The sequence below is a fragment of the Pseudoalteromonas sp. SD03 genome (assembly GCF_040937955.1).
GTDB lineage: Bacteria > Pseudomonadota > Gammaproteobacteria > Enterobacterales > Alteromonadaceae > Pseudoalteromonas > Pseudoalteromonas tetraodonis.
Genome location: NZ_CP162514.1, coordinates 285,120 through 309,067 on the forward strand (window position 1 = coordinate 285,120; position 23,948 = coordinate 309,067).

Consider the following 23,948-nt stretch of genomic DNA (forward strand, 5'->3'; position numbering starts at 1 on the left):
GAAACAAAAAAGGCTTACTGTGAGTAAGCCTTTCATTTATAGTTTTAGCCTGACTGATTTTATTTAGCAGTCATAAAGTCGATTGCTGCGCTTATTTCATCATCAGAACAATCCATACATGTACCACGTGGCGGCATTGCATTGAAGCCGTTGATTGCATGATCTAATAAGGTATCTTTTCCTTTAGCAATACGAGGAGCCCAATCGTCAGCTGATTTAGGAGCGCCTAAAGCACCTGTACCATGACAAGCAAAACAGGCCGCTTGATATACTTGCTCGCCTGAACGAGGCCCTGTTGGTGCAGCAACCTCTACTTTTTCACCTTCAAGGTAAACAGCACCGATAGGCGCTAAACGTTTTTTAATTGCATCTTCAGTCATAGAGTTATCATATGGCTGTGCGTATGCGGTGGTTGCTAGCACAAGTAATGCTGCAGCTGATAGTTTTTTCATTTTGCCTTGCCCACTTCAATTTGAACGTGATCAATCACGATTTTAAATGACGGAATTTAAACCAATTATAACTCCACTAAGTCATTTATAAAATGCTCAGAGTCGATTTTATTTAGAAATACGACTAATGATTGTCTTAACTCAATAAAATTACATGGTTTAGCGCATAGTTAAATTATAAAACGGGATCATCACGCCTTTAATGCGATCAAAGCCCTTACGACTAACTCATAGCTAATACGTTACGCACTAACTTATCGATTCCTGCATCTGCATCCATAATAGACTGTGCCAACATATAGGCCGGTGTCGTAACGAGTTTATTGCTTTTATCAATAACAATATCATCCACTTTACACTCTACGTGTTCAGCGCCTAATGTGCTAAGAGCCTTGGCTGTGTCGCTATCATTACCAATAGTAAGCTGAGGTTTATGATAAATAAAAGGCAATAGAGCCGGTGCAATACACATGTAACCCGTGGCTTTTTTTGCATCCGCAAACGCTTTACAAGCGCTAAGTACTGCCTCGTTTACTTTAGCGTTAGTGCCATTAATAGCAAAGTCAGATAGATTTTTAGCTACCCCGAAGCCCCCAGGGATAATGAGTGCATCAAATTGTGTAACGTCTAATTCAGCGAGTGACTTTATATTGCCACGGGTGATGCGAGCTGATTCAACTAATACATTTCGCGGCTGTGCTATTTCTTCACCAGTGATGTGATTAATGGTGTGGTACTGCTCTATATCAGGTGCAAAGCACTGATACTGAGCATTATTTTTTTCAATGTGTAATAAAGTCAGTACCACCTCATTAATTTCACTACCATCAAACACACCACAACCTGCTAAAATTACAGCTATATTTTTCATATCATTTCGCTCCATTAAAGTCTCTTAAATAAAGTTTAACACGATGAATCAGCCGATTTAAAAATTTATTTGCTCGTTTTTTAGGCGCAAAGCACGTTGTTATGCGCTATATGCCATTTAGTGATTAGTAGCCATGAAAAAAATTATAAAGGATCGCTATGATCTTTGATCCATTATGCTAGAATGCTCATCCAGTTATTTAAATGGACGTAAATAATTAAGGTGGGTTATAAAACCAGTGACGGTATAAATGCTTTTTCCACATTAATAAAAAAATAATAAAAAAGAACCTCGAATTATCTTTTTTTAAACAAAACAATAAATTACAAATTAATCTAGGCATTTCAAGATGCTTCGGATGAATTGCCTGTGGGTGTTATCTACATAGTTATCCACAACTTACTAAAAATGTAGCGCGATTACTCACATTAATTCACAGTCGTTTTATTTACTGCCTTATGGCATGCTTACACTCATATTACTTTTTTGTATTTAGGATCCAATTTTACCATGGCTCAGATCCCCGAAAACCCGCTTATTTTAGTTGATGGCTCTTCATATTTGTTTCGTGCTTATCATTCACCACCACATCTAACGAACTCTAAGGGTGAGGCCACCGGTGCCATTTATGGCGTGGTAAACATGCTTAAAAGTTTGATCAAACAATATGATCCCTCACATATGGTGGTGGTATTTGACGCCAAAGGTAAAACCTTCAGAAATGATATGTACAGTGAGTATAAAGCGAACCGTCCGCCAATGCCTGATGATCTGCGTACTCAAATAGCGCCGCTGCACAGTATTATCAAAGCAATGGGTTTTCCGTTAATTAGTATTGAGGGCGTGGAAGCCGATGACGTAATCGGTACTTTTGCACGGATTGCCTCTGAGCAACAACGTCATGTGCTGGTATCGACTGGTGATAAAGATATGGCGCAGTTGGTCAATGAGCATGTAACCTTGATTAATACCATGACCGACAGTATTTCAGATCCCGAAACTGTGGTTGAAAAGTTTGGTGTTGGACCTGAACTTATTATCGATTATTTAGCTTTAATGGGCGACAAAGTAGATAATATTCCTGGCGTTGAGGGTTGTGGACCTAAAACAGCAGTTAAATGGTTACAAAAGTACGGATCGCTTCAGGGCGTGATTGATAATGCTTCTGATATAAAAGGTAAAATAGGCGAGAAACTGGCAAAAGCGATTGATCATTTACCGTTAAGCTATGAGCTTGCCACTATTAAATGTGATGTTGAGGTTGAATCTGATCTTGATACTTTTAAATTACAAACACCGAATAAAGACGAATTAATTGCCTTATACGGTGAATGTGAGTTTCGTCGTTGGCTAGCTGAATTGCTAGACAACCCAAAAGATGCCGACACACATTTAGCAGTACCAACGCAAGAGAATGAGCTGCCAAAAGTTGAAGATGCGCACTATGAAACTATTTTAACTGAGGCCCAATTTAAGACATTAATAGAACAGCTTAATGAAGCTGAGCTATTTGCTTTTGATACAGAAACAACCAGTTTAGAGTATATGAAAGCGCAATTGGTCGGTATGAGCTTTGCGGTTAAAGCAGGGGAAGCGGCTTATTTACCAATAGCACACGATTACCCCGGTGCGCCCGATCAGTTAAGCCTTGAATTTGTGATGCAAAAGTTGGGGCCAATATTAGCAGACGAAAATAAAGCTAAAGTAGGTCAAAATCTTAAATACGATAAAAGCGTGCTTGCCAATGCAGGCTACGAATTAAATGGTATTAAGTTCGACACTATGCTGGAGTCTTATGTATTTAATAGCGTAGGCACCCGTCATGATATGGACTCGTTGGCGCTTAAATACTTAGGCCACAAAAATATTAGCTTTGAAGATATTGCTGGTAAAGGTAAAAAGCAGCTTACATTTAATCAAATAGAACTTGAAAAAGCAGCGCCTTATGCCGCTGAAGATGCCGATATTACTTTGCGTTTGCACCAAGTGTTATGGCCGAAACTTGAAGCGGATGAAAAACTAAAATCGGTGTTTGAAGATATAGAAATGCCACTAGTAAGTGTTATTTCTGATATTGAGCGCACCGGTGTTGCTATCGACAGCAACATGTTGGCCACGCATAGCCAACGTTTAGGTGAGCGATTACTTGAGCTTGAAAAAGAAGCGTTTGAAATCGCGGGCGAACCGTTTAACTTAAGCTCACCAAAGCAACTACAGGTGCTGTTATTTGAAAAGCTCGAATTGCCCGTTATCAAAAAAACACCCAAAGGCGCGCCTTCTACAGCAGAAGAAGTACTGCAAGAGTTAGCACACGATTACCCGCTGCCTAAAGTGATTATTGAGCATCGTGGTTTATCTAAGCTCAAATCAACCTACACCGATAAGTTACCCTTGATAGTCAATGAACGCACGCAGCGAGTGCATACTTCTTATCACCAAGCGGTAACAGCAACGGGTCGATTAAGCTCAAGCGATCCTAATTTACAAAATATTCCTATTCGTTCAGAGGAAGGGCGTCGTATTCGTGAAGCGTTTATTGCCGCAGATGGGTATAAAATTGTGGCTGCCGATTACAGCCAAATAGAACTGCGTATTATGGCGCATCTCTCGCAAGATAAGGGATTACTAAGCGCATTTGCTAATGGCTTAGATGTTCACAGTGCCACGGCTGCTGAAGTATTTGGGGTTGAGCTTGAAGAGGTAACATCAGATATGCGCCGTAAAGCTAAAGCGGTAAACTTTGGCTTAATTTATGGCATGTCAGCATTTGGCTTAGCACGTCAACTTGATGTACCACGCCATGAAGCGCAGCATTATATTGATAAATATTTTGAGCGTTTTCCAGGTGTTTTAGAATACATGGAAACAACGCGTGAGAAAGCGGCCGAAAATGGCTATGTAGAAACAATTTTTGGCCGTCGCTTACATTTACCAGAAATAAATGCGCGCAATGGCGCTCGTCGCAAAGGCGCTGAGCGCGCAGCAATTAATGCGCCGATGCAAGGCACTGCGGCTGATATTATTAAAAAAGCGATGTTAAGCGTGCATACTTGGGTTAATCAGCAAGCACCTAATACAGTTAAGCTGCTCATGCAGGTACACGATGAATTGGTATTTGAGATTAAAACAGAATGTACTGAGCAATATACCAAACAGATTTGTGAGCTGATGTCACAAGCGGCGCAGTTAGATGTACCACTTATTGTTGAAGCTGACGAAGGTGATAACTGGGAACAAGCACACTAATTTAGCGCTACTGTACTGGTTTTAATATAGGCCAAATACAGAGTCCAAAAAGAGAATCATAAAGCGCCGCTAGGCGCTTTTTCTTTATCTTGCAGGTTAAAAAAAAGTTAAATTAAACAGCAGTTTGTATTAAATCGTTAGAGGTTCGTCAATTCGCTACGATTATCAATAATATGCTTGTATTTTTACACTTGCTTTTGGTAAAGTGCCGCCCGTCCTCATCCTGTAGGACATCCTGTTGATGATGCATCGTAAGATGCAACGTATTAATAGCTTCTCCCCAGTTTGCTATATCGGCCTATCATATATTTGATGGGCCGTTTTTTTATTGTCTTGCATCCAAGCGTTAAATTTATTCTCTAATTGCACTTAGCGTTTCAAGTGATACCATCAGTCTACTTAGCATTTTCGATTTACCACACAGTAACTAATGATTTTCAGCTGGGCTGATCAAAGTATTATTTTTACCGGTATAAGTCTTTTTATTTTAGGAGTGCATTATGTTTAAAACGTTAGCTATCGCAGGTTTATCTTTATCATGTTTACTAGTTTCAGGTGCTGCATCGGCAAACTGGCAACTATTGAACGATAAAAGCCAATTAAGTTTTGTATCAATTAAAAAAAATAGCATTGCTGAAGCAAGTCACTTTACTCAGTTAGCAGGGCAGCTGAGCGATCAGGGTCAATTTAGCGTAAACGTTGATTTAACCTCAGCCGAAACCTTTATCCCTATCCGTAACGAACGTTTAAGTAAAATATTGTTTGAGTCTGACACGTTTGCAAACGCAGTATTAACCGCTGACTTATCTGATAAGTTGTCACTTATTAAGCAACCAGGGCAGTACGTATTAAAAGGTATTAGCGCTGAGCTAGACTTTCATGGTCATAAAAAGCCACTTGCTGTTGATGTACTCGTAAGCAGTGCGGCCAATGGAGATTTAAGTGTGGCATCATTCACTCCTATCATTATCAACAGTGATGACTTTAAGATCACCGAAGGGGTAATGCAGTTACAAAAATTAGCCGGATTACCTTCAATTGCTACTGCCGTGCCAGTTACTTTTGCACTGACATTTAAAAAACAGTGATTTCACTTAACGAGCTTAGCAAGCAACTCAGCGAGCCAAGCAAACCTTTTGAACAATGGCAGCCCGCTCACTGCGGGCAGTTACCATTATTGATTGATGAGCAAGGTAAATGGTTTTACGCAGGTAGTGAAATTACCCGTCAATCAATGGTGAAACTTTTTGCCAGTGTATTATGCAACGAAGATGGGCAGTTTTACTTAAAAACACCCGTAGAAAAAATCGCGATTGAGGTGAAGGATGCGCCTTTTATTATTGTAAATTGGCATAGTGAACCGACATCAGAGGGAAGCGTTATTTGTTGTATTGATAACTTAAACCGCACATGGCTATTAGGTCGTTCTGAGTCACTTTATATCAATGACTACAAAGGTGCGGCTGTGCCTTATATGCAGTTACCCTACGGCTGCTTTGCGCGAGTTGCGCGAAATGTGTTTTATCAGTGGGCTGAAATAGCCGAAACAGATGAGCTCGGCTATTTTATTACCTCCGCACAGCAGAAATTTTACTTACAGTAATTATTCGCTATCTGGCGCTACTAAATCAGCAGGTGGAACGGCCACTATTGGGCCTAAATACCACTCATCTAGCTTTTTAGCGACTTCTGGTAAGCCGGTGCCTTTAAGTGATGAAAATGCATGAACCGTAATATCGCCATCTAATTCACTTAACTCACGACGTACGCTAAGAACTTGTGATTTACGCGGACCTTGCTTTAGCTTATCGGCTTTAGTTAATAGTGCCAATACCGGAATTTCACTGCCTACAGCCCAATTAATTAAGTCGCGGTCTAAATCTTTTAATGGATGACGAATATCCATTAATACCACAATACCTTTTAAACTTTGACGTTTTTGCAGATATTCGCCTAGCGATTTTTGCCATTTCTTTTTCATTTCAATCGGCACTTTTGCAAACCCATAGCCAGGTAGGTCAATTAGGCGCATATTATCTACATCGGCAAGTTCAAAGGTGTTGATCAGCTGAGTACGGCCGGGTGTTTTACTGGTTCGTGCTAACTTTTGATCGGTTAGGGCATTTAGCGCACTTGATTTACCTGCATTAGAGCGACCGGCAAACGCGACTTCAATTCCCGTATCAGCAGGTAATTTAGTGATGTCTGGCGCGCTTGTAACAAAAGACGCAGTGTTATACTTGATACGAGATTTGAGCACAGGCTCTCCTAAAACTTAAAAAAATAACATTGGGTAAACCAAATTCACCCGTGGCGCGTATTTTATACTATAAAGTAGCTATTAAAAAGTGTATTTGAGCATGTAAGATCATTGCTGACAGTACATTTTAACTGGCTTAGCGTTTAATTTTACTCAAAACCCTATAATTTATAGGTTTAATGTGTGTAGAAAACGTGCCAGAGAATTTAATATCGTGTAGAATATAAAAATCACAACATCCATATTGTAGATGATACAGGGTCGGAAACAGAGAATTCACCATGAAAAAAATAGCACTATCTTTAACTATATTGCTTGGTGCGTTGTCAGCAAGCAACGCAACAGCATTTGATGGCGATGTAAACGCAGGTAAAGAAAAATCAGCAACGTGTGCGGCTTGTCACGGCCCAGACGGTAATGCGCCGGTTAACATCTACCCAAAAATTGCAGGCCAACACGCAGATTACATATACAAGCAACTTACTGAATTTAAATTAGGTATGACTTCGGGTGGTAAAGAAGGTCGTATGAATCCAGTAATGAGCGGTATGGCAATGCCATTAAGTGATCAAGATATGAAAGACTTGGCTGCTTACTTTGCTTCTTTGAACATGTCTGAAGGTGCTACACCGAAAGATGTTCAAGAAACAGGCGCCATGTTATATAAAGCAGGTGATGCTGAGCGCGGTATCCCATCATGTGCGGCTTGTCATGGTCCACGTGGTAATGGCTCTTCACTTGCTAAATTCCCAAAGATTTCTTTCCAACATCCAGAATACATCAAGTCACAACTTGAACAGTTTAGAGATGGTGTTCGTAATAACGACCTAAATGGTGTTATGCAGGACATTGCAAAGAAACTAACAGATAAAGACATTGAAACACTCTCTAAATACCTTGGTGGTCTACACTAAAGTCGTATTTATTTAGATGTTGTTAACATAATATAATGTTAATTAGTGAAAAAGGCAGCTTTAGCTGCTTTTTTTGTGCCTGCCGTGACCGATAAAGCTCCTTCTCTTGTAAGACATTGACCATACTTTGGTGTAAGAAAAATCTCATTTTATTTTTAATTTTTAATGTAACTTATTGTAATTTATATTTTTTAGTGTTTTTTGTCATATGTAGTACAAGAAAAAAGATATAAATTAGTTGTAACAAAATTATTAACGAGTAAATTAACCCCTGTCGCAAAAACAATAACAAATAGGAAAACGTTATAAGGATAGTAGCGCGGCACGACTGAATAGCACATAGAGTGTGCTACCAAAGGAAATATCAAAAAAGTGTTAGGAAGACCGAAAATAATAAAATACTCATGGAAGTTTAATAATAAAAACAAAATGGAATGCTACACGGAAGATAAATAATAAAAATACGGATAGAAAATAATAATAAAAACAATAAAGACTAAAAAGTCGAAGGGAGAAGTGTCCATATAATGGCGCTCAGATTAGTAGGCGGTAGAGATGTTTTCTCTACCGCCTTTTTATTTGTCCTGTTACAATACCCCCCGTTTAAAAAAAGCACCTTAACTGTGCTTTGGCGCACAAAACGCCCAAACTGAATTCTCCTGGCTAGGCCAGCACCGCGATGCCCATTGAGTTGCGCCTCGCTCAAAACCTCTTAAGTGAGACGATCAAGATATGAGTAGAAAGAAAAAGTCACGTAAAATTCCATCAAATGGTCCCGTTCGTTTAAGCCAAGATAAGCTTAAAGAAATGCGCGCATTGAAAGAGCAACGTGTTAAAAAAACTAAGGGCGCTAAGCCTGGTTCACGTAATGCACCGGATACATTGAGTAATGACACTCAAAAAGCAGGTTCGGCTGCTAAAGATAAACGCGTTGGTAGTAAAAAAGCAGTGCCATTGGTTGCACCTGCTGCTGAACCAAAAATCGAAATGAAACGTAACCTTAAACCTGTAGCAGAGCTTAAAAAGGCTGTTGAACCAGAATTAACGCCTGAACAAGAGTTAGAAGCCCTTGAAAATGATGAGCGCTTACTTAAATTAGTTGAGCGTCATGAGCAAGGTGAAATGCTAACGGGTAAAGATGCAAAATACTTTAATAGCCGCATAGCGCGTCACCAAGTGCTTTGTAAATTATTAGGCATTGAAGATGAAGAAGAATTTGAAGATGACTTCAGCGATGAAGACAGTAATTCAGACTTTGATCAATACCTATCAAACGATCTAGCGAATGAATGGCTAGATGACGACGAAGATAAGTAATAAGGACACGCAATGAGTACAGCAGTGATCTTAGCCTTAGTTGTAGGTGCTGCTATTATAGCGGGCTTGGCATTTTATGCGGGTCAGTTGCTCTATAAGCTAAATGTGCAAAAAAAGCTAATTAGCAAAAAACAGGCAGAGCAACAGCAAAAGCTAAAACAGTCGCGTTTAAAGCGTAATGCGAAGTTAGCCGATAGTATTCATTTAATTGCACGTGCTATGAATGAAAAGCAATGTGATTATTCTGAGGGGTGCTTACGTATTTGGGTGCTTATGTCGCAATATAGTTTTGATACTGAGCGCGACCTAACGAGTGCATACCCGGGTATTTATAAAATGTACGACGTGGTAAAAGAAATGCCAACCCATGATTCGCGCAAAAAGTACGCTAAAAAAGAAATTTTTAAGCAAGACACGGCGCGCTGGCGCGCAGAAGAATCACTGAGTGATGAAATAGAAGCTGACTGTAAAAAAATTATTGTTGAGTTTAAAGCAGCCCAAGGCAGCGAAAACGTGGTTTTTAACTAGCGCTTAGATTTTACGGCATATATAAAAAAAAGCAGACCTTGGTCTGCTTTTTTTATGCGTGCTAGTTTTAAATTATATAACGCGTGAGAAGCGAGTGGCATTTATCTGTTTTTGTAAATGCGCATCAAAGCACATACAAATAATACGAATAAATAAATTCCCTTTTGGTGTTACGCTAATTAGGTTGTTTTCTATTGTTACCATTTCATCGGCAATTAATGGTGCGAGTGCCTCTAAAGCATCTTGAAAGTAGTCATTAAAGCTGATTTTATGTCTGTTAGCGAATACGCTCATATCAAGCTCAAACTGGCAAATAAGCTGCTTAATCGCATCGGCGCGAATAATATCATCTTGGGTTAAATGCATGCCTTTATTAATGGCACTGCCTGCTTGCTCATCAACTGCTTGATAATAATGTTTTAACTCTTTTTTATTTTGTAATATCGCTGTGCCTATTTGCGAAATAGACGAGACACCTAAGCCCAATAAGTCGCACTCGCCATGAGTGGTGTAGCCTTGAAAATTACGATGCAGCTGATTCGTATTTTGTGCAATGGCTAGCTCATTATCAACTTTTGCAAAGTGATCCATACCTATAAATTGATAGCCCGCCTGCGTCATTTGCTCTAGGGTATTTTTAAACATGGTGAGCTTATTATGCGAACTGGGTAAATCGGCGTCTTTAATTTTACGTTGGGCGGCAAAACGTTCTGGTAAATGAGCGTAGTTAAATACTGAAACGCGGTCAGGGTTTAAGGCAATAAGTTGCTCAATCGTTTGTGTAAAGCTCTCAGGTGTTTGTAGTGGCAGGCCATAAATCATATCAGCATTAATTGATTTAAAGCCCCACTGTTTTGCTTGGGTAATTAATTGCTTTACCTCATCAACATGCTGAGGGCGATTAACAGCCAGCTGAACCTGATCATTAAAATCTTGAATACCAAATGACACACGATTAAACCCCAACTCGCTTAAATCAACCAGCATATTGTCAGCCAGTGAGCGAGGGTCGATTTCGATACCGCGCTCGCAGGTATCGCTAAAGTTAAAGTGTTGCTCTAGCAGCTTTACTAAGCGCGTCATTTGCGCTGCGGTTAAAAAAGTTGGTGTGCCGCCCCCCAAATGTAATTGCTCAACCCGATAATCTTGAAACAGCGGCGCTTGTGCTGCAATTTCTTTAGCTAAAAAGTCTAGGTAGGTATCGGCTTTAGATTGGTGGCGAGTAATGACTTTATTACAGCCACAGTAATAACAAAGCTGACTACAAAAAGGAATATGAATATATAAAGACAACGAACGGGTTTGCGATGATTCAATAGCGCTAATCAAATCTTGTTGCTGATAACCATCAGCTAACGAAAGTGCGGTCGGGTAAGACGTGTAACGCGGGCCCGATACATTGTATTTGTTTATTAAAGTTTGATCCCATTGAGGAAGTTTAATCATCACGCGCACCTTATCTTTTAAGTTGCTGCGTATTGTAAAAAAGCAAAGAGGAGGAGGTTTTGATCTACAACAAAAAAAGGTGCCGCAGCACCTTTTTAATATATAACGCGGCTGCGTTACATTATGGCGTCTTTTAAGTACTGAAATAACTCTTTGTAGCTTCTCGCTGGTTTTTCAGCTTTTACTTCTTTGGCAGCATTACGCACCATTTGGCGCATTTTTTGGCGCTCAAGAGCTGGATATTGTTCAATTGTTTCGTTGATTAAGTCATCGCCTTGTTCAATTAAATCACTGCGCAGTTGCTCAATTTTTTTGATCATAACCTCAGCTTGGTTATTTTTATTAAGCATGACATCAATGATCGCTTTAATTTCTTCAATATTTTCTACCGTACGAAGGGTTTTTGCGATGTAATTTAAATGTCGGCGGTAGGCATCACTTTTATTACTTATTTTATCAGCAACCACCATTGCTTCTTTTAAGTCATCATTGAGCGGCAGGCGTTCGCGCTGCTTTTTACCCATTTTGGCAATTTCAGATCCTAACTGATGAAACTCTTGCGCTTCGCGCTTAAGTTCACTTTTTGATACATATATAATTTCTTCTTCAATTTCAGCAGGCTTGCCTTTTTTCTTCGCCATGGGGTGCTCTTAAATAAAAATAACTTCATCTATTATACGCGATTCTTTTAGTGATTAATATTAGCTGATGTGGTGCAGTGAGTGTGTTAGCATTTAAATATAAAAAATGTGTGCAATATGGCCTTCAGGGCTCAGGACAGAATTTATGAAAAGCCAACACCAAGATCCAATTTATTCGCAAATCTCTCAAGTAAAAGACGCTGTATCAGAAGTACTTGAACATGCTAAAAAACTAGGTGCTACCGCTGCAGAAGCTGCTATGTCTAGCACTTCGGGGCTGTCGGTAAGTACGCGCATGGGGGAGGTAGAAACCATTGAGTTTAATCAAGACGGTGGTTTAGGTATTAGCGTGTATGTTGGCAATAACAAAGGCTCGGCATCAACGGCTGATTTAAATCCTAAAACATTACGTGCTGTGGTCGAAAAAGCCATCGATATTGCTAAATTCACTTCAGACGATCCATGTAATGGCATTGCTGATAAAGAACTGCTTGAGTTTGCCCCTAAAGATTTAGACTTGTTTCATCCTTGGGATGTAAGCCCAGAGCAAGGGATTGATTTGTGTCATGCAGCAGAGCAAGCCGCATTAAACGCCGATGAGCGAATAGTAAATTCAGATGGCGCTAGTTTTTCATCGCATCAAGGGTTGCGAGTATATGGTAACAGCCATGGCTTAATTGCAGGCTTTCCACGTACTCGCCACAGCATAAGCACTATGGTGATAGGTAAAGAGGGCGAGCATATGCAGCGCGACTCAGCCTACACGATTTCTCGCGATCAAGCGGGGTTAAAAGATGCTGCAAGTGTTGGACTTGAAGCTGCAGCAGAAACCCTAGCAAAACTAAACAGCCAAAAACTAGGCACCATGAAAGTGCCGGTTATTTTTAGAGCCGATATTGCTAATTCATTGTTTGGCCATTTGGTATCAGCAATTGGTGGTGGCGCACTGTATCGTAAATCCAGCTTTTTATTGGATAGCTTAGGCACGCAGGTATTTAGCAAAACCGTTAATATTTCAGAGCGTCCGCACTTACTTAAAGGCTTAGCATCATCGCCATTTGATAGCGAAGGGGTTAAAACTCTCGACAGAGAAATAATTCACGGTGGCGAGTTACAAACGTATTTATTAGCAAGCTATGCGGCACGTAAAATGAATATGACCCCAACAGGGCACGCTGGCGGTATTCATAATTGGTTAGTAGAACAGACGCATCAAGATTTAACTGCATTATTAAAAACCATGGGTACGGGCTTATTAGTTACAGAATTGATGGGGCAGGGCGTGAATACCGTAACCGGTGACTACTCTCGCGGTGCGGCTGGTTTTTGGGTTGAAAATGGGGAAATACAATACCCAGTAAGCGAAATTACGATTGCTGGTAATTTAAAAGATATGTTCAAAGGTATTTCCGCTATAGGTGGCGATATAGAACGTCGCGGCGGGATTCAGACTGGTTCAGTACTGATTGAACAAATGCAAGTAGCAGGTGCTTAATACCCATCCGCAATAATATTTATTTCAGTGAATTGGTATAAACCCACTTTGCTTGCTTAAATTAAGTTTAATTTAAGCAAGCCTTCTTTTGATGTTTTTAAGGTGTGATATGGCTAAAGATAGATATGCGCCAAAACCGTTAACCGATATTATGGCTGGGCTGAACAACCGCTTAGCAGCCTATGCGGGAAAAAGCCATGCACTGGATACACAGCAACAATTGTTGCGCGATTTCTTAGGCCCTAAGTTAGGTGAAAAGTGCCGAGTAAGTAATTACCGTGACGGCACCTTAATGATAGAAGCTGTTTCTGCACCTATTGCGCTTAGGCTTAATTATTTAAAAATGGACATGCAATCGCATTTTAGAGCCGCGGGTATGGCCGAGCTTGGGCAAATAAAAATTACTGCCAATCCACAGTCAACTCAACGGTTAAGCACTCGACCTAAAGTGGCTGATGGCAAACCAACGAACTCCCTTAAAATGAGTGAACAAACGGCTGATTATTTAAATGCTATCGCCGATTCTGCTCCACCGTCATTAAAAGAAAAGCTTCAACGCTTAGCTTTACACGGTAAAAATAAACCTTAATTAAATACCATTTAACACCTTGCTCGGTTTGTTTTGCTGGCTTTAAAATACTTTGTTACATATTCGATTTTATTGTTATTTAAATCAGGTTTATGATGCCTAGTTAGTACTTCCTAAATTAGGTTGTAGCTGATGCGTATTTCATTAAGCAGATAATAGACTGCATCCTATTGTTGTTTTTTTGAGTTATCAAATCTTAATGAAATGCGTATTTATTCTAATTAATATACGGAATTCTTATGAAAAAAATAACAATGACTGCCGCCAGTATTGCATTGGCGTTAGGTTTGGTTGGTTGCGGCGAAAAGCCACAAGAAATGCAAGCAGAAGCAACAACAGTAACCGCACCGGTAGCAACCCCTGGTGCCTTAGGTGTTGATTTACAAAATATCGATAAAAGTGTTCGTGCACAGGATGATTTTTACTACCACGTAAACGGTAAATGGTTAGAAAAAACTGAAATCCCTGGCGATAAGTCAAACTATGGGTCGTTCTCACAGTTATATGATGAATCGCAAAAAGCAATGAAAACAGTACTAGAAAATGCCAGTACCAATAGCAGCGCAAAGCCAGGTTCAGATGAATATAAGATCGGCGCATTTTATACTAGCTACATGGCTGAAAATGCTCGTGAAGAGTTAGGGATGTTACCACTTGAGCCAGCTATTAAAAGCATTGATACAGTAAAAGATAAAGCCGCGTTGGTCACATTGATGGCACAGCTACAAGTTAAAGGCGGAGATCTTCCTTTTGGCTGGTATGTTAATAATGATGCTAAAAACTCAAGTGAAAATGCGCTTTATGCCTATCAAGCGGGACTTGGTTTACCTGACCGTGATTATTATTTAAAAGATGATGAAAAATTCACAAAAATTCGCGCGGCATATCAAACCTATATTACCGATATTTTAGCTAAAGCTGGCGTTAATAATGCCGCTGATGCAGCCAAAGCGATACTTGCCCTTGAAACGACACTTGCTGAGGCACAGTGGAGTCGGGTACAAAGTCGTGATGCAACAAAATCATATAATAAAATGTCAGTAGCTGAAGCTAACACGTTAATGGGAGATTTTGATTTAAGTGCTTACTTTGAAGCCGTTGGTGTTGATGCCCAAGAGTTGATTGTGCGCCAACCAAGTTACTTTGAAAAATTTGCAGACATTTTCAAAAATACAGACTTATCGGTTTGGCAAAACTACTTAAAATTCCATTTCGTTAGTAATTACGCGCAGTTGCTAAATAAAGACTTAGTGGATTTGAAATTTAATTTTTACAGCACCACATTGCGCGGTGTTGAAGAGCAAGCGCCACTTTGGAAGCAAGCCGTTGATGCATCAAACAGTGTACTGGGTGAAATTTTAGGTAAAGTCTACGTTAAAGAAAACTTCCCGCCAGAAGCGAAAGCGCGCATGGAAGAATTAGTTGATAACGTGATTAAAGGCTATTCAGTGGCAATTGAAAACCTTGAGTGGATGAGCCCTGAAACAAAAGTTGCGGCGCAAGAAAAGCTGGATAAGTTTACGCCTAAAATTGGTTACCCAGATAAATGGAAAGATTATTCAGATTTAGTAATTAATCCTGATGAACTAGTAGGTAACTATATTCGCTACAGTGAGTGGGCTTATGCAGATATGGTTGCTAAATTAGGTAAGCCAGTTGATCGCTCTGAGTGGCATATGACGCCACAAACAGTGAATGCTTACTACAACCCAGTGAATAACGAAATAGTATTCCCTGCGGCGATTCTGCAGCCTCCTTTCTTTAATTTAGAAGCAGATGATGCGGTTAACTATGGTGCTATTGGTGCGGTTATTGGCCATGAGTTAGGCCATGGCTTTGATGACCAAGGTGCAAAATACGACGGTGATGGCAATTTACGTAATTGGTGGAGCGAGTCAGACCTTAAGCAGTTTGAACAGCGAAGTGCTGCCTTAGTTGCGCAGTATAATCAATATAAACCGTTTGAAGATGCCAGCGTTAATGGTGAGCTGACACTGGGTGAAAACATTGGTGATTTAGGCGGCTTAACCGTCGCTTATAAAGCGTATCAATTATCGCTGGGTGATTCTAAAGCGCCCATTATTGAAGGCTATACGGGCGACCAACGCTTCTTTATGGGCTGGTCGCAAATTTGGCGTCGTAAATACCGTGATGAAGCATTGCGCAATCGTTTAATGACCGATTCACATTCACCGAGTCATTATCGCGTGATTGGTATTTTGTCGAACATGCCGGAATTTTACCAAGCGTTTGATGTTAAAGAGGGCGATAAAATGTATATCAAGCCTGAAGAACGCGTAAAAATTTGGTAATTTGAGCTGAAATTAGCTTAAACTAATCGCTAAATAAAAAGCCAGTGAGCATGATGCTCACTGGCTTTTTAGTTACTTTTATACCTGATGATAAAACTAGCTATATTTCGTTTTTATGGCGCTGATAATCTCGACATTGGCCGCAGGAAAATCATAGTTATCAAGTTCGTCTATGCTGACCCATTCGCTTGGTTGCCCTTCTGCGCCATGAGCTTGACCATTAAAGTTACTGACCACGTGTACATTAAGTCGTACGCATTTATCGCCATAGTCGTGCTCTATAGTGACAAGTTCGCTTGAGCTATGAATAGTCAGTTCTACTTCTTCAAATAATTCGCGCTTCAGTGCTTGAAAAACACTTTCTCCGGCTTCAACTTTTCCGCCTGGAAATTCCCATAAGCCGCCTTGGTGCTGTTCATCTGCACGTTTACAAATAAACACATTGTTATTTTTTTTAATTACACCCACAGCAACATTGATGATTACTTTAGTCATTATCTCTCCCTTAAATAGCATAAAAAAAGCGACGCAAGCGTCGCTTTTTATCTAACTTAACAAAGTGGTGTTATTTTAATTTACCACAACATTGTTTGTATTTTTGACCTGAACCACATGGACATGGATCGTTACGACCCACTTTTGGCTCGCTACGCGCCATAACCTGAGCGCTTTGTGGTGCTTCACCACCTACGTGCTCTGCTTCTTCATGTTGATATTCGCGAGGGGCATTTTCACTTTTACGGTGTTGCTCTTCTACTTTTTCAACATCTTCTTCAGCGCGAACTTGCACTTTACTTAAAATACCGACGACATCGACTTTTAAGTTTTCTAGCATTTCAGAGAACAATTCAAACGACTCACGTTTGTACTCTTGCTTAGGATTCTTTTGTGCATAACCACGTAAGTGAATACCTTGGCGTAAGTGATCCATTGCAGCAAGATGGTCTTTCCAATGCTGGTCAAGACTTTGAAGCATAATGGCTTTTTCAAACTGACGTAGTACAGAATCGCCAACCATTTCTTCTTTTTGCTTGTAAGCTTGTTCAACCGCTTCTTCAATACGCTCACGCAGTTTTTCTTCGTACAGTTTATTGTCATCAGCTAACCACTGAGTAATTGGTAACTCAATTAAGAAGTCTTGTTTTAAGCGTTCTTCAAGTCCTGGTATATCCCACATTTCAGCCAAGCTTTGTGGAGCAATGTATTGATCAATCACACCAGCGAGCACATCACCACGGATAGCAGTAATCGTTTCTGAAATATCACCTTCTTCAAGCAATTCATTACGTTGAGAGTAAACAACACGACGTTGGTCGTTTGCTACATCATCGTACTCAAGTAGCTGTTTACGCACATCAAAGTTACGTGCTTCTACTTTACGCTGAGCGTTTTCGATTGCGCGGTTAACCCATGGATGTTCAATCGCTTCACCACGTTGCATACCTAGTTTACGCATCATATTAGTCATGCGCTCACCAGCAAAAATACGCATTAACGCATCGTCCATCGATAGGTAGAAACGGCTTGAACCGGCATCACCTTGACGGCCAGAACGACCACGTAATTGGTTATCAATACGACGTGATTCATGACGCTCAGTACCAATAATGTGTAAGCCGCCAGCATCAATTACCGCATCATGGCGAATTTTCCATGCTGCTTTTATTTCAGCAATTTGTTCGTCAGTTGGGTTCTCAAGTTTTTCAACTTCGCTGTTCCAGTTACCACCAAGTACGATATCGGTACCACGACCGGCCATATTAGTGGCAATGGTGACTGTGCCTGGTAAGCCCGCATCAGAAACAATGTCTGCTTCTTGTGCGTGGAATTTAGCATTAAGTACGTTGTGCTTAATTTTTTCTTTGCGTAAAAACTGCGATAAGTACTCAGAGCTTTCAATTGAGATAGTACCTACAAGTACCGGCTGACCACGTTCTTGACAGTCTTTAATGTCTGCTAAAATCGCTTCGTACTTTTCTTCTTGCGTTAAGTAAACTAAATCAGCGCGATCATCGCGGATCATTGGTTTATTGGTTGGCATAACCACAGTGTCTAAACCGTAGATAGACTGAAACTCAAACGCTTCTGTGTCGGCTGTGCCTGTCATACCTGCTAGCGTTTCGTACAAGCGGAAGTAATTTTGGAACGTAATAGAGGCTAATGTTTGGTTCTCGTTTTGAATTTTCACACCTTCTTTTGCTTCTACAGCTTGGTGTAAACCTTCTGACCAACGACGCCCTTCCATTGAACGACCTGTGTGCTCATCAATAATGATGACTTCGTTTTCTTTAATAACGTAGTCAACATCTTTTTGGTAAAGCTTATGCGCACGAAGAGCTGCATAAACGTGGCTAAGTAGCGTGATGCTCGCTGCTGAATACAGTGAGTCACCTTCTTCAATTAGGCCGCGCTCGGTAAGTAACTCTTCTACTTTTATTTGCCCACGCTCAGTAAGATGAACTTGCTTAGATTTTTCATCGATGGTGAAATCGCCATCGCCTTCAATTCCTTCCTCGTCTTCTTTTTCTTGTAATTCAAGTAGAGGAACAATGGTATTAATTTCAGTGTATAGCTCAGAGCTATCTTCAGCGGGACCAGAAATAATCAGTGGCGTACGTGCTTCATCAATAAGGATTGAATCCACTTCATCCACTACAGCATAAAATAATGGGCGTTGTACGCGCTCATCAATACTAAATGCCATGTTGTCACGCAGGTAATCAAAACCAAATTCGTTATTGGTACCGTAAGTGATGTCAGCTGCATAAGCTTGTTTTTTCTGTTGTGGCATCATGCCCGGAACATTACAGCCTACGGTTAACCCTAAAAATTCAAATAATGGGCGATTGGTTTCAGCATCACGTTTAGCCAAGTAGTCATTTACGGTAATGACATGAACACCTTTACCTGTTAAACCATTTAAATAAGCCGGCAGTGTCGCTGTGAGTGTTTTACCTTCACCGGTACGCATTTCTGCGATACGACCTTGGTGTAAAACCATACCACCTAATAACTGCACGTCGAAATGACGCATACCGTTTACACGTTTTGATGCTTCACGTACCACTGCAAATGCTTCTGGTAGAATATCGCCTAAGCTTTGTCCGTTATCGTAACGCTCTCTAAACTCGGCTGTTTTAGCTTTTAAATCTTCATCTGAAAGCGCTTCTAGCTGCGTTTCAAGTGCATTGATCAGTGCGACCGTCTTTCTTAGGTTTTTAATAGTGCGGTCATTGCGACTACCAAAAATCTTGGTAAATAAATTAGATATCATGATAAAACCGTTACAATGTGTTTTTTTGCTAGCCGTGCATCGGCTAACCCATTTTTTACAATTGATAATTAATGTATTCTTTAAATTAACCTTTAGGACACATTAATTAGCAATTTTGTATTAAGCTGCTTAAAAAGCACTGTTTATTACCTGCGCTACTATACCAGACTCTGCTAAACATCAAACTACCTCAATAAAAAGATCTTCATTTAAAACAGAAAAATGAGATCTCGCTCATAAAAATAGCGTTATGTAACGAAACTTGATTAAAACTGCAGATAAACAGACCCTAAAGATATGGTGCTGAATAAATTAAAAACAAGAGCAAAGCGCTTAAATTTCACCCTTAAACGCCTTGTTAGCAGCCATCGTTTTTTAAAGTTTAAATTGAGCAATCGTTTTATATATTACTCTCGATAAGTCACTTAAGTCATACGCTTTATCTGCAGGTATGTAATGAATGGTTGCGGTATCATTAAAGAGATTACTAATTGCAAAAAAAGCGTGTGTTAATATCTTCTGCAACCAGCGTTTGCTAATATTATTTTTAGTCGCATAAAGTTAATTATATTTTTTATCGCTATAAAACGCGTTGATTGAGTTTTAATAAGGGTAAATAAAGTGCAAACCAACAAAGATAATTTAGTCGTTCTTGGCGCTGGCTGGCTTGGCCAAGCCTTATGTATTGATGCACAAAAACAAGGTTGGCAAGTGCAGGGGACTCATCGAAGTGACACTCATCAATTTGATTTTGAACGTCAGTTTGTTTTACAAAACGGTGAGTTGCAGCACCAAGTGGATTTGCAAAATGCGTATTGGGTCTGTGCAATCCCGCCTCGCAGTCGAGATAGCGAAAGTGATTATTCGCAAGTGCTTGAGCAGGCGTTAAAGCTGGCAACTGAGCTTAATTGCAAAGGCTTTTTATTGTGCTCATCGACTGGGGTGTATGATCAAGAACCTGGCGTTTATAGTGAAAGCAGCGATATATCAGGCACTAACGAGCGACAAATAAAGCTGTATGACGCTGAAGAGCAAGTGCTTGAACAGCAAGGTAAAGTGCTTCGCTTAGCCGGATTGTTGGGGCCAAATAGAGAGCCTGGTCGTTTTGTGGCGGGTAAAGAACTCAATACCTCTAGTCAGCAAGTGGTGAATATGGTGCATCAACAAGATGTGATCAATGCTATTTATGCGGTCCTTAATAACTGGTCGCAAGGACAGAGCATTTATAACGTGGTGAACCCAGCGCACCCGACCAAAGCAGATTATTATGCACAAAAGTGTGAGCTGTATGGCACACAAATGCCGAGCTTTAGTAGTAATGAGGTCGCTGAGCGCAAAGTTATTGGCTCAGCGATAGAAGCACTGGGTTTTAGTTATCAGTATGGTATTTAATAAGAAGGTAAGGGGGAGTGGCTTATGAAGTCACACAACTTACCTTCACTTAGTAGCGTGTTGGCCGCTTCAATATCGGGAGCAAAATACCGGTCTTTGTCGTAATAGCTAACATGTTGGCGTAGCAGTGCTTTGGCACTTTCTACTTTATCACACGCGCGTAGTGGTGCTCTAAACTCAAGCCCTTGGGCAGCACTGAGCCATTCTATGGCCAGTACGCCTTGCGTATTATTAGCCATATCAACTAGTCGTCGTGCTGCAAACGTTGCCATAGAAACATGGTCTTCCTGATTTGCTGAAGTCGGTAAGCTATCTACCGAAGCAGGGTGTGCTAAGGATTTGTTTTCAGAGGCCAGTGCAGCCGCGGTGACTTGAGCAATCATAAATCCTGAATTTACCCCACCGTTTTTTACTAAAAATGGCGGTAATTTAGATAAATTAGAGTCAATCAATAGAGCAATACGTCGCTCAGCTAAGGCGCCAATTTCAGCAATAGCAATCGCCAGGTTATCAGCGGCCATAGCAACGGGCTCAGCATGAAAGTTTCCGCCTGAAATAATATCCCCTACATCGGCAAATACGAGAGGGTTATCGGTTACTCCGTTTGATTCACACAGTAGTACTTCGGCGGCTTGACGTATTTGGGTTAAACATGCACCAAGAACTTGCGGCTGGCAGCGCAGGCAATATGGGTCTTGTACTTTTTCACAATTAATATGTGAGTCACTAATTTGTGAGTGGCTATCGAGTAATTCTCTAAATACGTGAGCCGTATCTATTTGCCCTTGCTGACCACGAATGTCATGAATACGCGCATCAAATGGCGCGCGACTGCCCATGGCCGCTTCTATACTGATAGAGCCAATAACACAGCTTTGTGCGTACAAGTCTTCGGCTCTAAATAAGCCTTGTAGTGCAAATGCAGTGGATGCTTGGGTGCCATTCAATAAGGCTAACCCTTCTTTTGCAGCTAATGTTAGTGGCTCAAGACCTGCAATTTTTAGCCCTTGTGTAGCGCTTATCAGCTTACCTTGATAACGCATTTTACCCTCACCTAATAAAGGCAAACACATATGCGCAAGCGGTGCTAAATCGCCCGATGCACCCACTGAGCCCTTTTTAGGCACGCAAGGGTAAACTTCACTTTTAAGCAGCTGCATAAAAAACTCAAGCACAGCTAAGCGAATACCAGAATAACCGCGCGATAAAGAGTTTATTTTTAGTGTGATCATCAATCTAACGGTGCTGTCATCCATTAACTCACCAATACCTGCGGCGTGTGAAAGCACAATACTGCGTTGTAATAGTTCGAGTTCATCGTCAGCGATTTTAGTATTGGCCAATAACCCAAAGCCAGTATTAATACCATATACAGTGCGATGTTCGTTTATCACGTTTTGGACTGTTTGAGCACTGGCAGCTATTTGCGCCTGTGCATCATTGGCCAGAGTTAAGTGTATGGCTGATTTGTTAATTTTTCTTAGCGTGTTTAAGTCAAGCTGACCCGGTTTGAGTGTATATGAAATCATGACTTGTCCTCATTAAGCATTGGTAGGTCTAGCTGCTGCTGTTGCGCACAGTTTTTTGCAATTTCATAACCCGCATCAGCATGGCGCATTACACCGGTGGCGGGATCGTTCCATAATACTCGAGCAAGACGCTGCTCTGCTTCATCAGTACCATCGGCAACAATCACTACGCCTGAGTGCTGGCTAAACCCCATGCCTACACCACCGCCATGGTGAAGTGATACCCAAGTAGCACCGCCTGCGGTATTAAGCAGGGCATTTAATAGTGGCCAATCGGAGACCGCGTCGGAGCCATCTTTCATACTTTCAGTTTCACGGTTAGGGCTGGCAACTGAACCTGAGTCGAGATGATCTCGTCCAATAACTACCGGCGCTTTAAGCTCACCGCTTTTAACCATATCGTTAAAGGCAACAGCAAGGCGCGCTCTATCTTTTAAACCGACCCAACAAATACGTGCAGGCAAGCCTTGAAATTGAATTCGCTCACGCGCCATATCAAGCCAATTATGCAGGTGTTTATCATCTGGAATGAGCTCTTTTACTTTTGCATCGGTTTTATAAATATCTTCAGGATCGCCAGATAGCGCTACCCACCTAAATGGACCAATACCTTCACAAAATAATGGACGAATATACGCAGGCACAAACCCAGGGAAATCAAATGCATTACTCACGCCTTCTTCTAGGGCCATTTGACGAATATTATTGCCATAGTCGGTTGTTGCTGCGCCCGCTTTTTGTAGTGCCAGCATCGCCTTTACTTGGACTGCCATTGACTGTTTAGCCGCTTTTACAACTGCTTGTGGGTTATCGATTCGCATTTTAGCTGCGTATTCCATACTCCAATCTTGTGGCAGGTAACCGTTAAGTGGATCATGAGCTGAGGTTTGATCGGTAACTATATCGGGGGTCACCCCACTTTTTACTAAGGTACTAAACACATCGGCGGCGTTACCTAGTAAACCCACAGAAAGCGCTTCACCTTTTATGCAAGCATCTGTTATTAATTTTAGTGCATGCTCAAGATCTGTGGCTTTTACATCGACATATCCTGTTTTTATCCGAAAATCGATACGGCTTTCATCACATTCCACCACCAAGGCACTAAAGCCTGCCATGGTAGCCGCTAATGGTTGTGCGCCCCCCATACCTCCAAGGCCACCCGTTAATACCCACTTACCTTTAGCATTACCAGCAAAATGCTGTTTTGCCATAGCCACAAACGTTTCGTAAGTGCCTTGCACTATGCCTTGAGAGCCAATGTAAATCCAAGACCCAGCGGTCATTTGGCCATACATCATCAAGCCTTTTTTATCTAACTCGTTAAAGTGCTCCCAGTTTGCCCAGTGCGGTACTAGGTTTGAATTGGCAATTAACACACGTGGTGCATTGCTATGAGTTTTAAATACACCCACCGGTTTGCCTGATTGCACTAATAGAGTTTCGTCATCTTCTAGGCGTTCAAGCGTTTCAATTATTTTGTCATAGCTTGGCCAATCACGGGCAGCACGGCCAATCCCGCCATACACCACCAAAGCTTGAGGGTGCTCGGCAACATCAGGGTCTAAATTATTCATTAGCATGCGTTTAGCCGCTTCGGTTTGCCAGCTTTTGGTGGTTATTTGATTGCCATGTTGCGCGCGTATTGTGCGCTGTGTGTCCAGTCGATGATTCATTGTTCA

Annotated in this window: 19 protein-coding genes; 10 read left to right on the top strand and 9 right to left on the bottom strand. The window is 41.0% G+C overall.

The window, feature by feature from the left end; genetic code table 11:
* Positions 1-59: 59 nt before the first annotated feature.
* Complete coding sequence (locus ABZP26_RS01310) at positions 60-452, bottom strand: cytochrome c5 family protein (RefSeq protein ID WP_024602126.1); 393 nt, start codon at positions 450-452, stop codon at positions 60-62.
* Between the two features lie 223 nt (positions 453-675).
* Positions 676-1,323, bottom strand: a complete 648-nt coding sequence (elbB, locus tag ABZP26_RS01315; protein WP_368485253.1) for an isoprenoid biosynthesis glyoxalase ElbB — start codon at positions 1,321-1,323, stop codon at positions 676-678.
* A 510-nt stretch (positions 1,324-1,833) separates the two neighbouring features.
* Here elbB and polA point away from each other — a divergent pair.
* The 3 genes from polA (at position 1,834) to ABZP26_RS01330 (ending at position 6,172) form a co-directional block, all read left to right on the top strand.
* Positions 1,834-4,569, top strand: coding sequence for a DNA polymerase I (gene polA, locus ABZP26_RS01320; RefSeq protein ID WP_368485254.1), 2,736 nt, complete (start codon positions 1,834-1,836; stop codon positions 4,567-4,569).
* A 500-nt stretch (positions 4,570-5,069) separates the two neighbouring features.
* A complete protein-coding gene (locus tag ABZP26_RS01325; RefSeq protein WP_013463874.1) occupies positions 5,070-5,657 on the top strand; it encodes a YceI family protein in 588 nt (195 codons plus the stop codon).
* Positions 5,654-6,172 carry a DUF1285 domain-containing protein gene (locus ABZP26_RS01330; protein ID WP_024602130.1) on the top strand — a complete coding sequence of 173 codons (519 nt, stop codon included), beginning with the start codon at positions 5,654-5,656 and terminating at the stop codon, positions 6,170-6,172. Before ABZP26_RS01325 ends, ABZP26_RS01330 begins: the two co-directional genes overlap by 4 nt.
* On the opposite strand, the gene yihA is transcribed toward ABZP26_RS01330, so the two are convergent.
* Complete coding sequence (gene yihA / locus ABZP26_RS01335; RefSeq protein WP_013463876.1) at positions 6,173-6,829, bottom strand: ribosome biogenesis GTP-binding protein YihA/YsxC; 657 nt, start codon at positions 6,827-6,829, stop codon at positions 6,173-6,175. It abuts the gene before it with no gap.
* 281 nt (positions 6,830-7,110) lie between these two features.
* Between yihA and ABZP26_RS01340 the strand changes: the two genes are divergently transcribed.
* The 3 genes from ABZP26_RS01340 (at position 7,111) to ABZP26_RS01350 (ending at position 9,588) form a co-directional block, all read left to right on the top strand.
* A complete protein-coding gene (locus ABZP26_RS01340) occupies positions 7,111-7,743 on the top strand; it encodes a cytochrome c (protein ID WP_013463877.1) in 633 nt (210 codons plus the stop codon).
* Between the two features lie 732 nt (positions 7,744-8,475).
* Positions 8,476-9,060 (top strand): Der GTPase-activating protein YihI, encoded by a 585-nt coding sequence (gene yihI / locus ABZP26_RS01345; protein ID WP_368485255.1) that lies wholly within the window; start codon positions 8,476-8,478, stop codon positions 9,058-9,060.
* 12 nt (positions 9,061-9,072) lie between these two features.
* Positions 9,073-9,588 (top strand): DUF2489 domain-containing protein, encoded by a 516-nt coding sequence (locus ABZP26_RS01350; RefSeq protein WP_024602131.1) that lies wholly within the window; start codon positions 9,073-9,075, stop codon positions 9,586-9,588.
* A 72-nt stretch (positions 9,589-9,660) separates the two neighbouring features.
* On the opposite strand, the gene hemN is transcribed toward ABZP26_RS01350, so the two are convergent.
* Together hemN and yjgA are read right to left on the bottom strand one after the other, a co-directional pair.
* The gene (gene hemN / locus ABZP26_RS01355) at positions 9,661-11,034 is read right to left on the bottom strand and encodes an oxygen-independent coproporphyrinogen III oxidase (protein ID WP_368485256.1); all 1,374 of its coding nucleotides are present in this window, start codon (positions 11,032-11,034) and stop codon (positions 9,661-9,663) included.
* A 116-nt stretch (positions 11,035-11,150) separates the two neighbouring features.
* Entirely contained in the window at positions 11,151-11,675 is a 525-nt protein-coding gene (yjgA, locus tag ABZP26_RS01360) for a ribosome biogenesis factor YjgA (protein WP_013463882.1), read from the bottom strand.
* Between the two features lie 145 nt (positions 11,676-11,820).
* On the opposite strand from yjgA, the gene pmbA reads away from it, so the two are divergent.
* From pmbA to ABZP26_RS01375, 3 genes are all read left to right on the top strand, one after another.
* Positions 11,821-13,170 carry a metalloprotease PmbA gene (gene pmbA, locus ABZP26_RS01365; protein ID WP_013463883.1) on the top strand — a complete coding sequence of 450 codons (1,350 nt, stop codon included), beginning with the start codon at positions 11,821-11,823 and terminating at the stop codon, positions 13,168-13,170.
* A 109-nt stretch (positions 13,171-13,279) separates the two neighbouring features.
* Positions 13,280-13,759, top strand: coding sequence for a DciA family protein (locus tag ABZP26_RS01370; protein ID WP_368485257.1), 480 nt, complete (start codon positions 13,280-13,282; stop codon positions 13,757-13,759).
* Between the two features lie 239 nt (positions 13,760-13,998).
* Positions 13,999-16,071 (top strand): M13 family metallopeptidase, encoded by a 2,073-nt coding sequence (locus ABZP26_RS01375; protein ID WP_368485258.1) that lies wholly within the window; start codon positions 13,999-14,001, stop codon positions 16,069-16,071.
* A gap of 96 nt (positions 16,072-16,167) precedes the next feature.
* On the opposite strand, the gene mutT is transcribed toward ABZP26_RS01375, so the two are convergent.
* The gene (gene mutT, locus ABZP26_RS01380) at positions 16,168-16,566 is read right to left on the bottom strand and encodes an 8-oxo-dGTP diphosphatase MutT (RefSeq protein ID WP_058154054.1); all 399 of its coding nucleotides are present in this window, start codon (positions 16,564-16,566) and stop codon (positions 16,168-16,170) included.
* Between the two features lie 70 nt (positions 16,567-16,636).
* The gene (gene secA, locus ABZP26_RS01385; protein WP_013463887.1) at positions 16,637-19,345 is read right to left on the bottom strand and encodes a preprotein translocase subunit SecA; all 2,709 of its coding nucleotides are present in this window, start codon (positions 19,343-19,345) and stop codon (positions 16,637-16,639) included.
* 621 nt (positions 19,346-19,966) lie between these two features.
* Here secA and ABZP26_RS01390 point away from each other — a divergent pair.
* Complete coding sequence (locus tag ABZP26_RS01390) at positions 19,967-20,737, top strand: NADP-binding protein (RefSeq protein WP_028834479.1); 771 nt, start codon at positions 19,967-19,969, stop codon at positions 20,735-20,737.
* On the opposite strand, the gene hutH is transcribed toward ABZP26_RS01390, so the two are convergent.
* Positions 20,734-22,266 carry a histidine ammonia-lyase gene (gene hutH, locus ABZP26_RS01395; RefSeq protein ID WP_368485259.1) on the bottom strand — a complete coding sequence of 511 codons (1,533 nt, stop codon included), beginning with the start codon at positions 22,264-22,266 and terminating at the stop codon, positions 20,734-20,736. The two genes, ABZP26_RS01390 and hutH, sit on opposite strands and share 4 nt — an antisense overlap.
* Positions 22,263-23,942 (bottom strand): urocanate hydratase, encoded by a 1,680-nt coding sequence (hutU, locus tag ABZP26_RS01400; RefSeq protein ID WP_368485260.1) that lies wholly within the window; start codon positions 23,940-23,942, stop codon positions 22,263-22,265. Before hutU ends, hutH begins: the two co-directional genes overlap by 4 nt.
* Positions 23,943-23,948 lie beyond the last annotated feature (6 nt).

Bases quoted from the DNA above. Each gene is read 5' to 3' on its own strand.
- ABZP26_RS01310 (WP_024602126.1), bottom strand. From the start codon at position 452: ATGAAAAAACTATCAGCTGCAGCATTACTTGTGCTAGCAACCACCGCA.
- elbB (WP_368485253.1), bottom strand. From the start codon at position 1,323: ATGAAAAATATAGCTGTAATTTTAGCAGGTTGTGGTGTGTTTGATGGT.
- polA (WP_368485254.1), top strand. From the start codon at position 1,834: ATGGCTCAGATCCCCGAAAACCCGCTTATTTTAGTTGATGGCTCTTCA.
- ABZP26_RS01325 (WP_013463874.1), top strand. From the start codon at position 5,070: ATGTTTAAAACGTTAGCTATCGCAGGTTTATCTTTATCATGTTTACTA.
- ABZP26_RS01340 (WP_013463877.1), top strand. From the start codon at position 7,111: ATGAAAAAAATAGCACTATCTTTAACTATATTGCTTGGTGCGTTGTCA.
- yihI (WP_368485255.1), top strand. From the start codon at position 8,476: ATGAGTAGAAAGAAAAAGTCACGTAAAATTCCATCAAATGGTCCCGTT.
- ABZP26_RS01350 (WP_024602131.1), top strand. From the start codon at position 9,073: ATGAGTACAGCAGTGATCTTAGCCTTAGTTGTAGGTGCTGCTATTATA.
- hemN (WP_368485256.1), bottom strand. From the start codon at position 11,034: ATGATTAAACTTCCTCAATGGGATCAAACTTTAATAAACAAATACAAT.
- yjgA (WP_013463882.1), bottom strand. From the start codon at position 11,675: ATGGCGAAGAAAAAAGGCAAGCCTGCTGAAATTGAAGAAGAAATTATA.
- pmbA (WP_013463883.1), top strand. From the start codon at position 11,821: ATGAAAAGCCAACACCAAGATCCAATTTATTCGCAAATCTCTCAAGTA.
- ABZP26_RS01370 (WP_368485257.1), top strand. From the start codon at position 13,280: ATGGCTAAAGATAGATATGCGCCAAAACCGTTAACCGATATTATGGCT.
- ABZP26_RS01375 (WP_368485258.1), top strand. From the start codon at position 13,999: ATGAAAAAAATAACAATGACTGCCGCCAGTATTGCATTGGCGTTAGGT.
- mutT (WP_058154054.1), bottom strand. From the start codon at position 16,566: ATGACTAAAGTAATCATCAATGTTGCTGTGGGTGTAATTAAAAAAAAT.
- secA (WP_013463887.1), bottom strand. From the start codon at position 19,345: ATGATATCTAATTTATTTACCAAGATTTTTGGTAGTCGCAATGACCGC.
- hutH (WP_368485259.1), bottom strand. From the start codon at position 22,266: ATGATTTCATATACACTCAAACCGGGTCAGCTTGACTTAAACACGCTA.
- hutU (WP_368485260.1), bottom strand. From the start codon at position 23,942: ATGAATCATCGACTGGACACACAGCGCACAATACGCGCGCAACATGGC.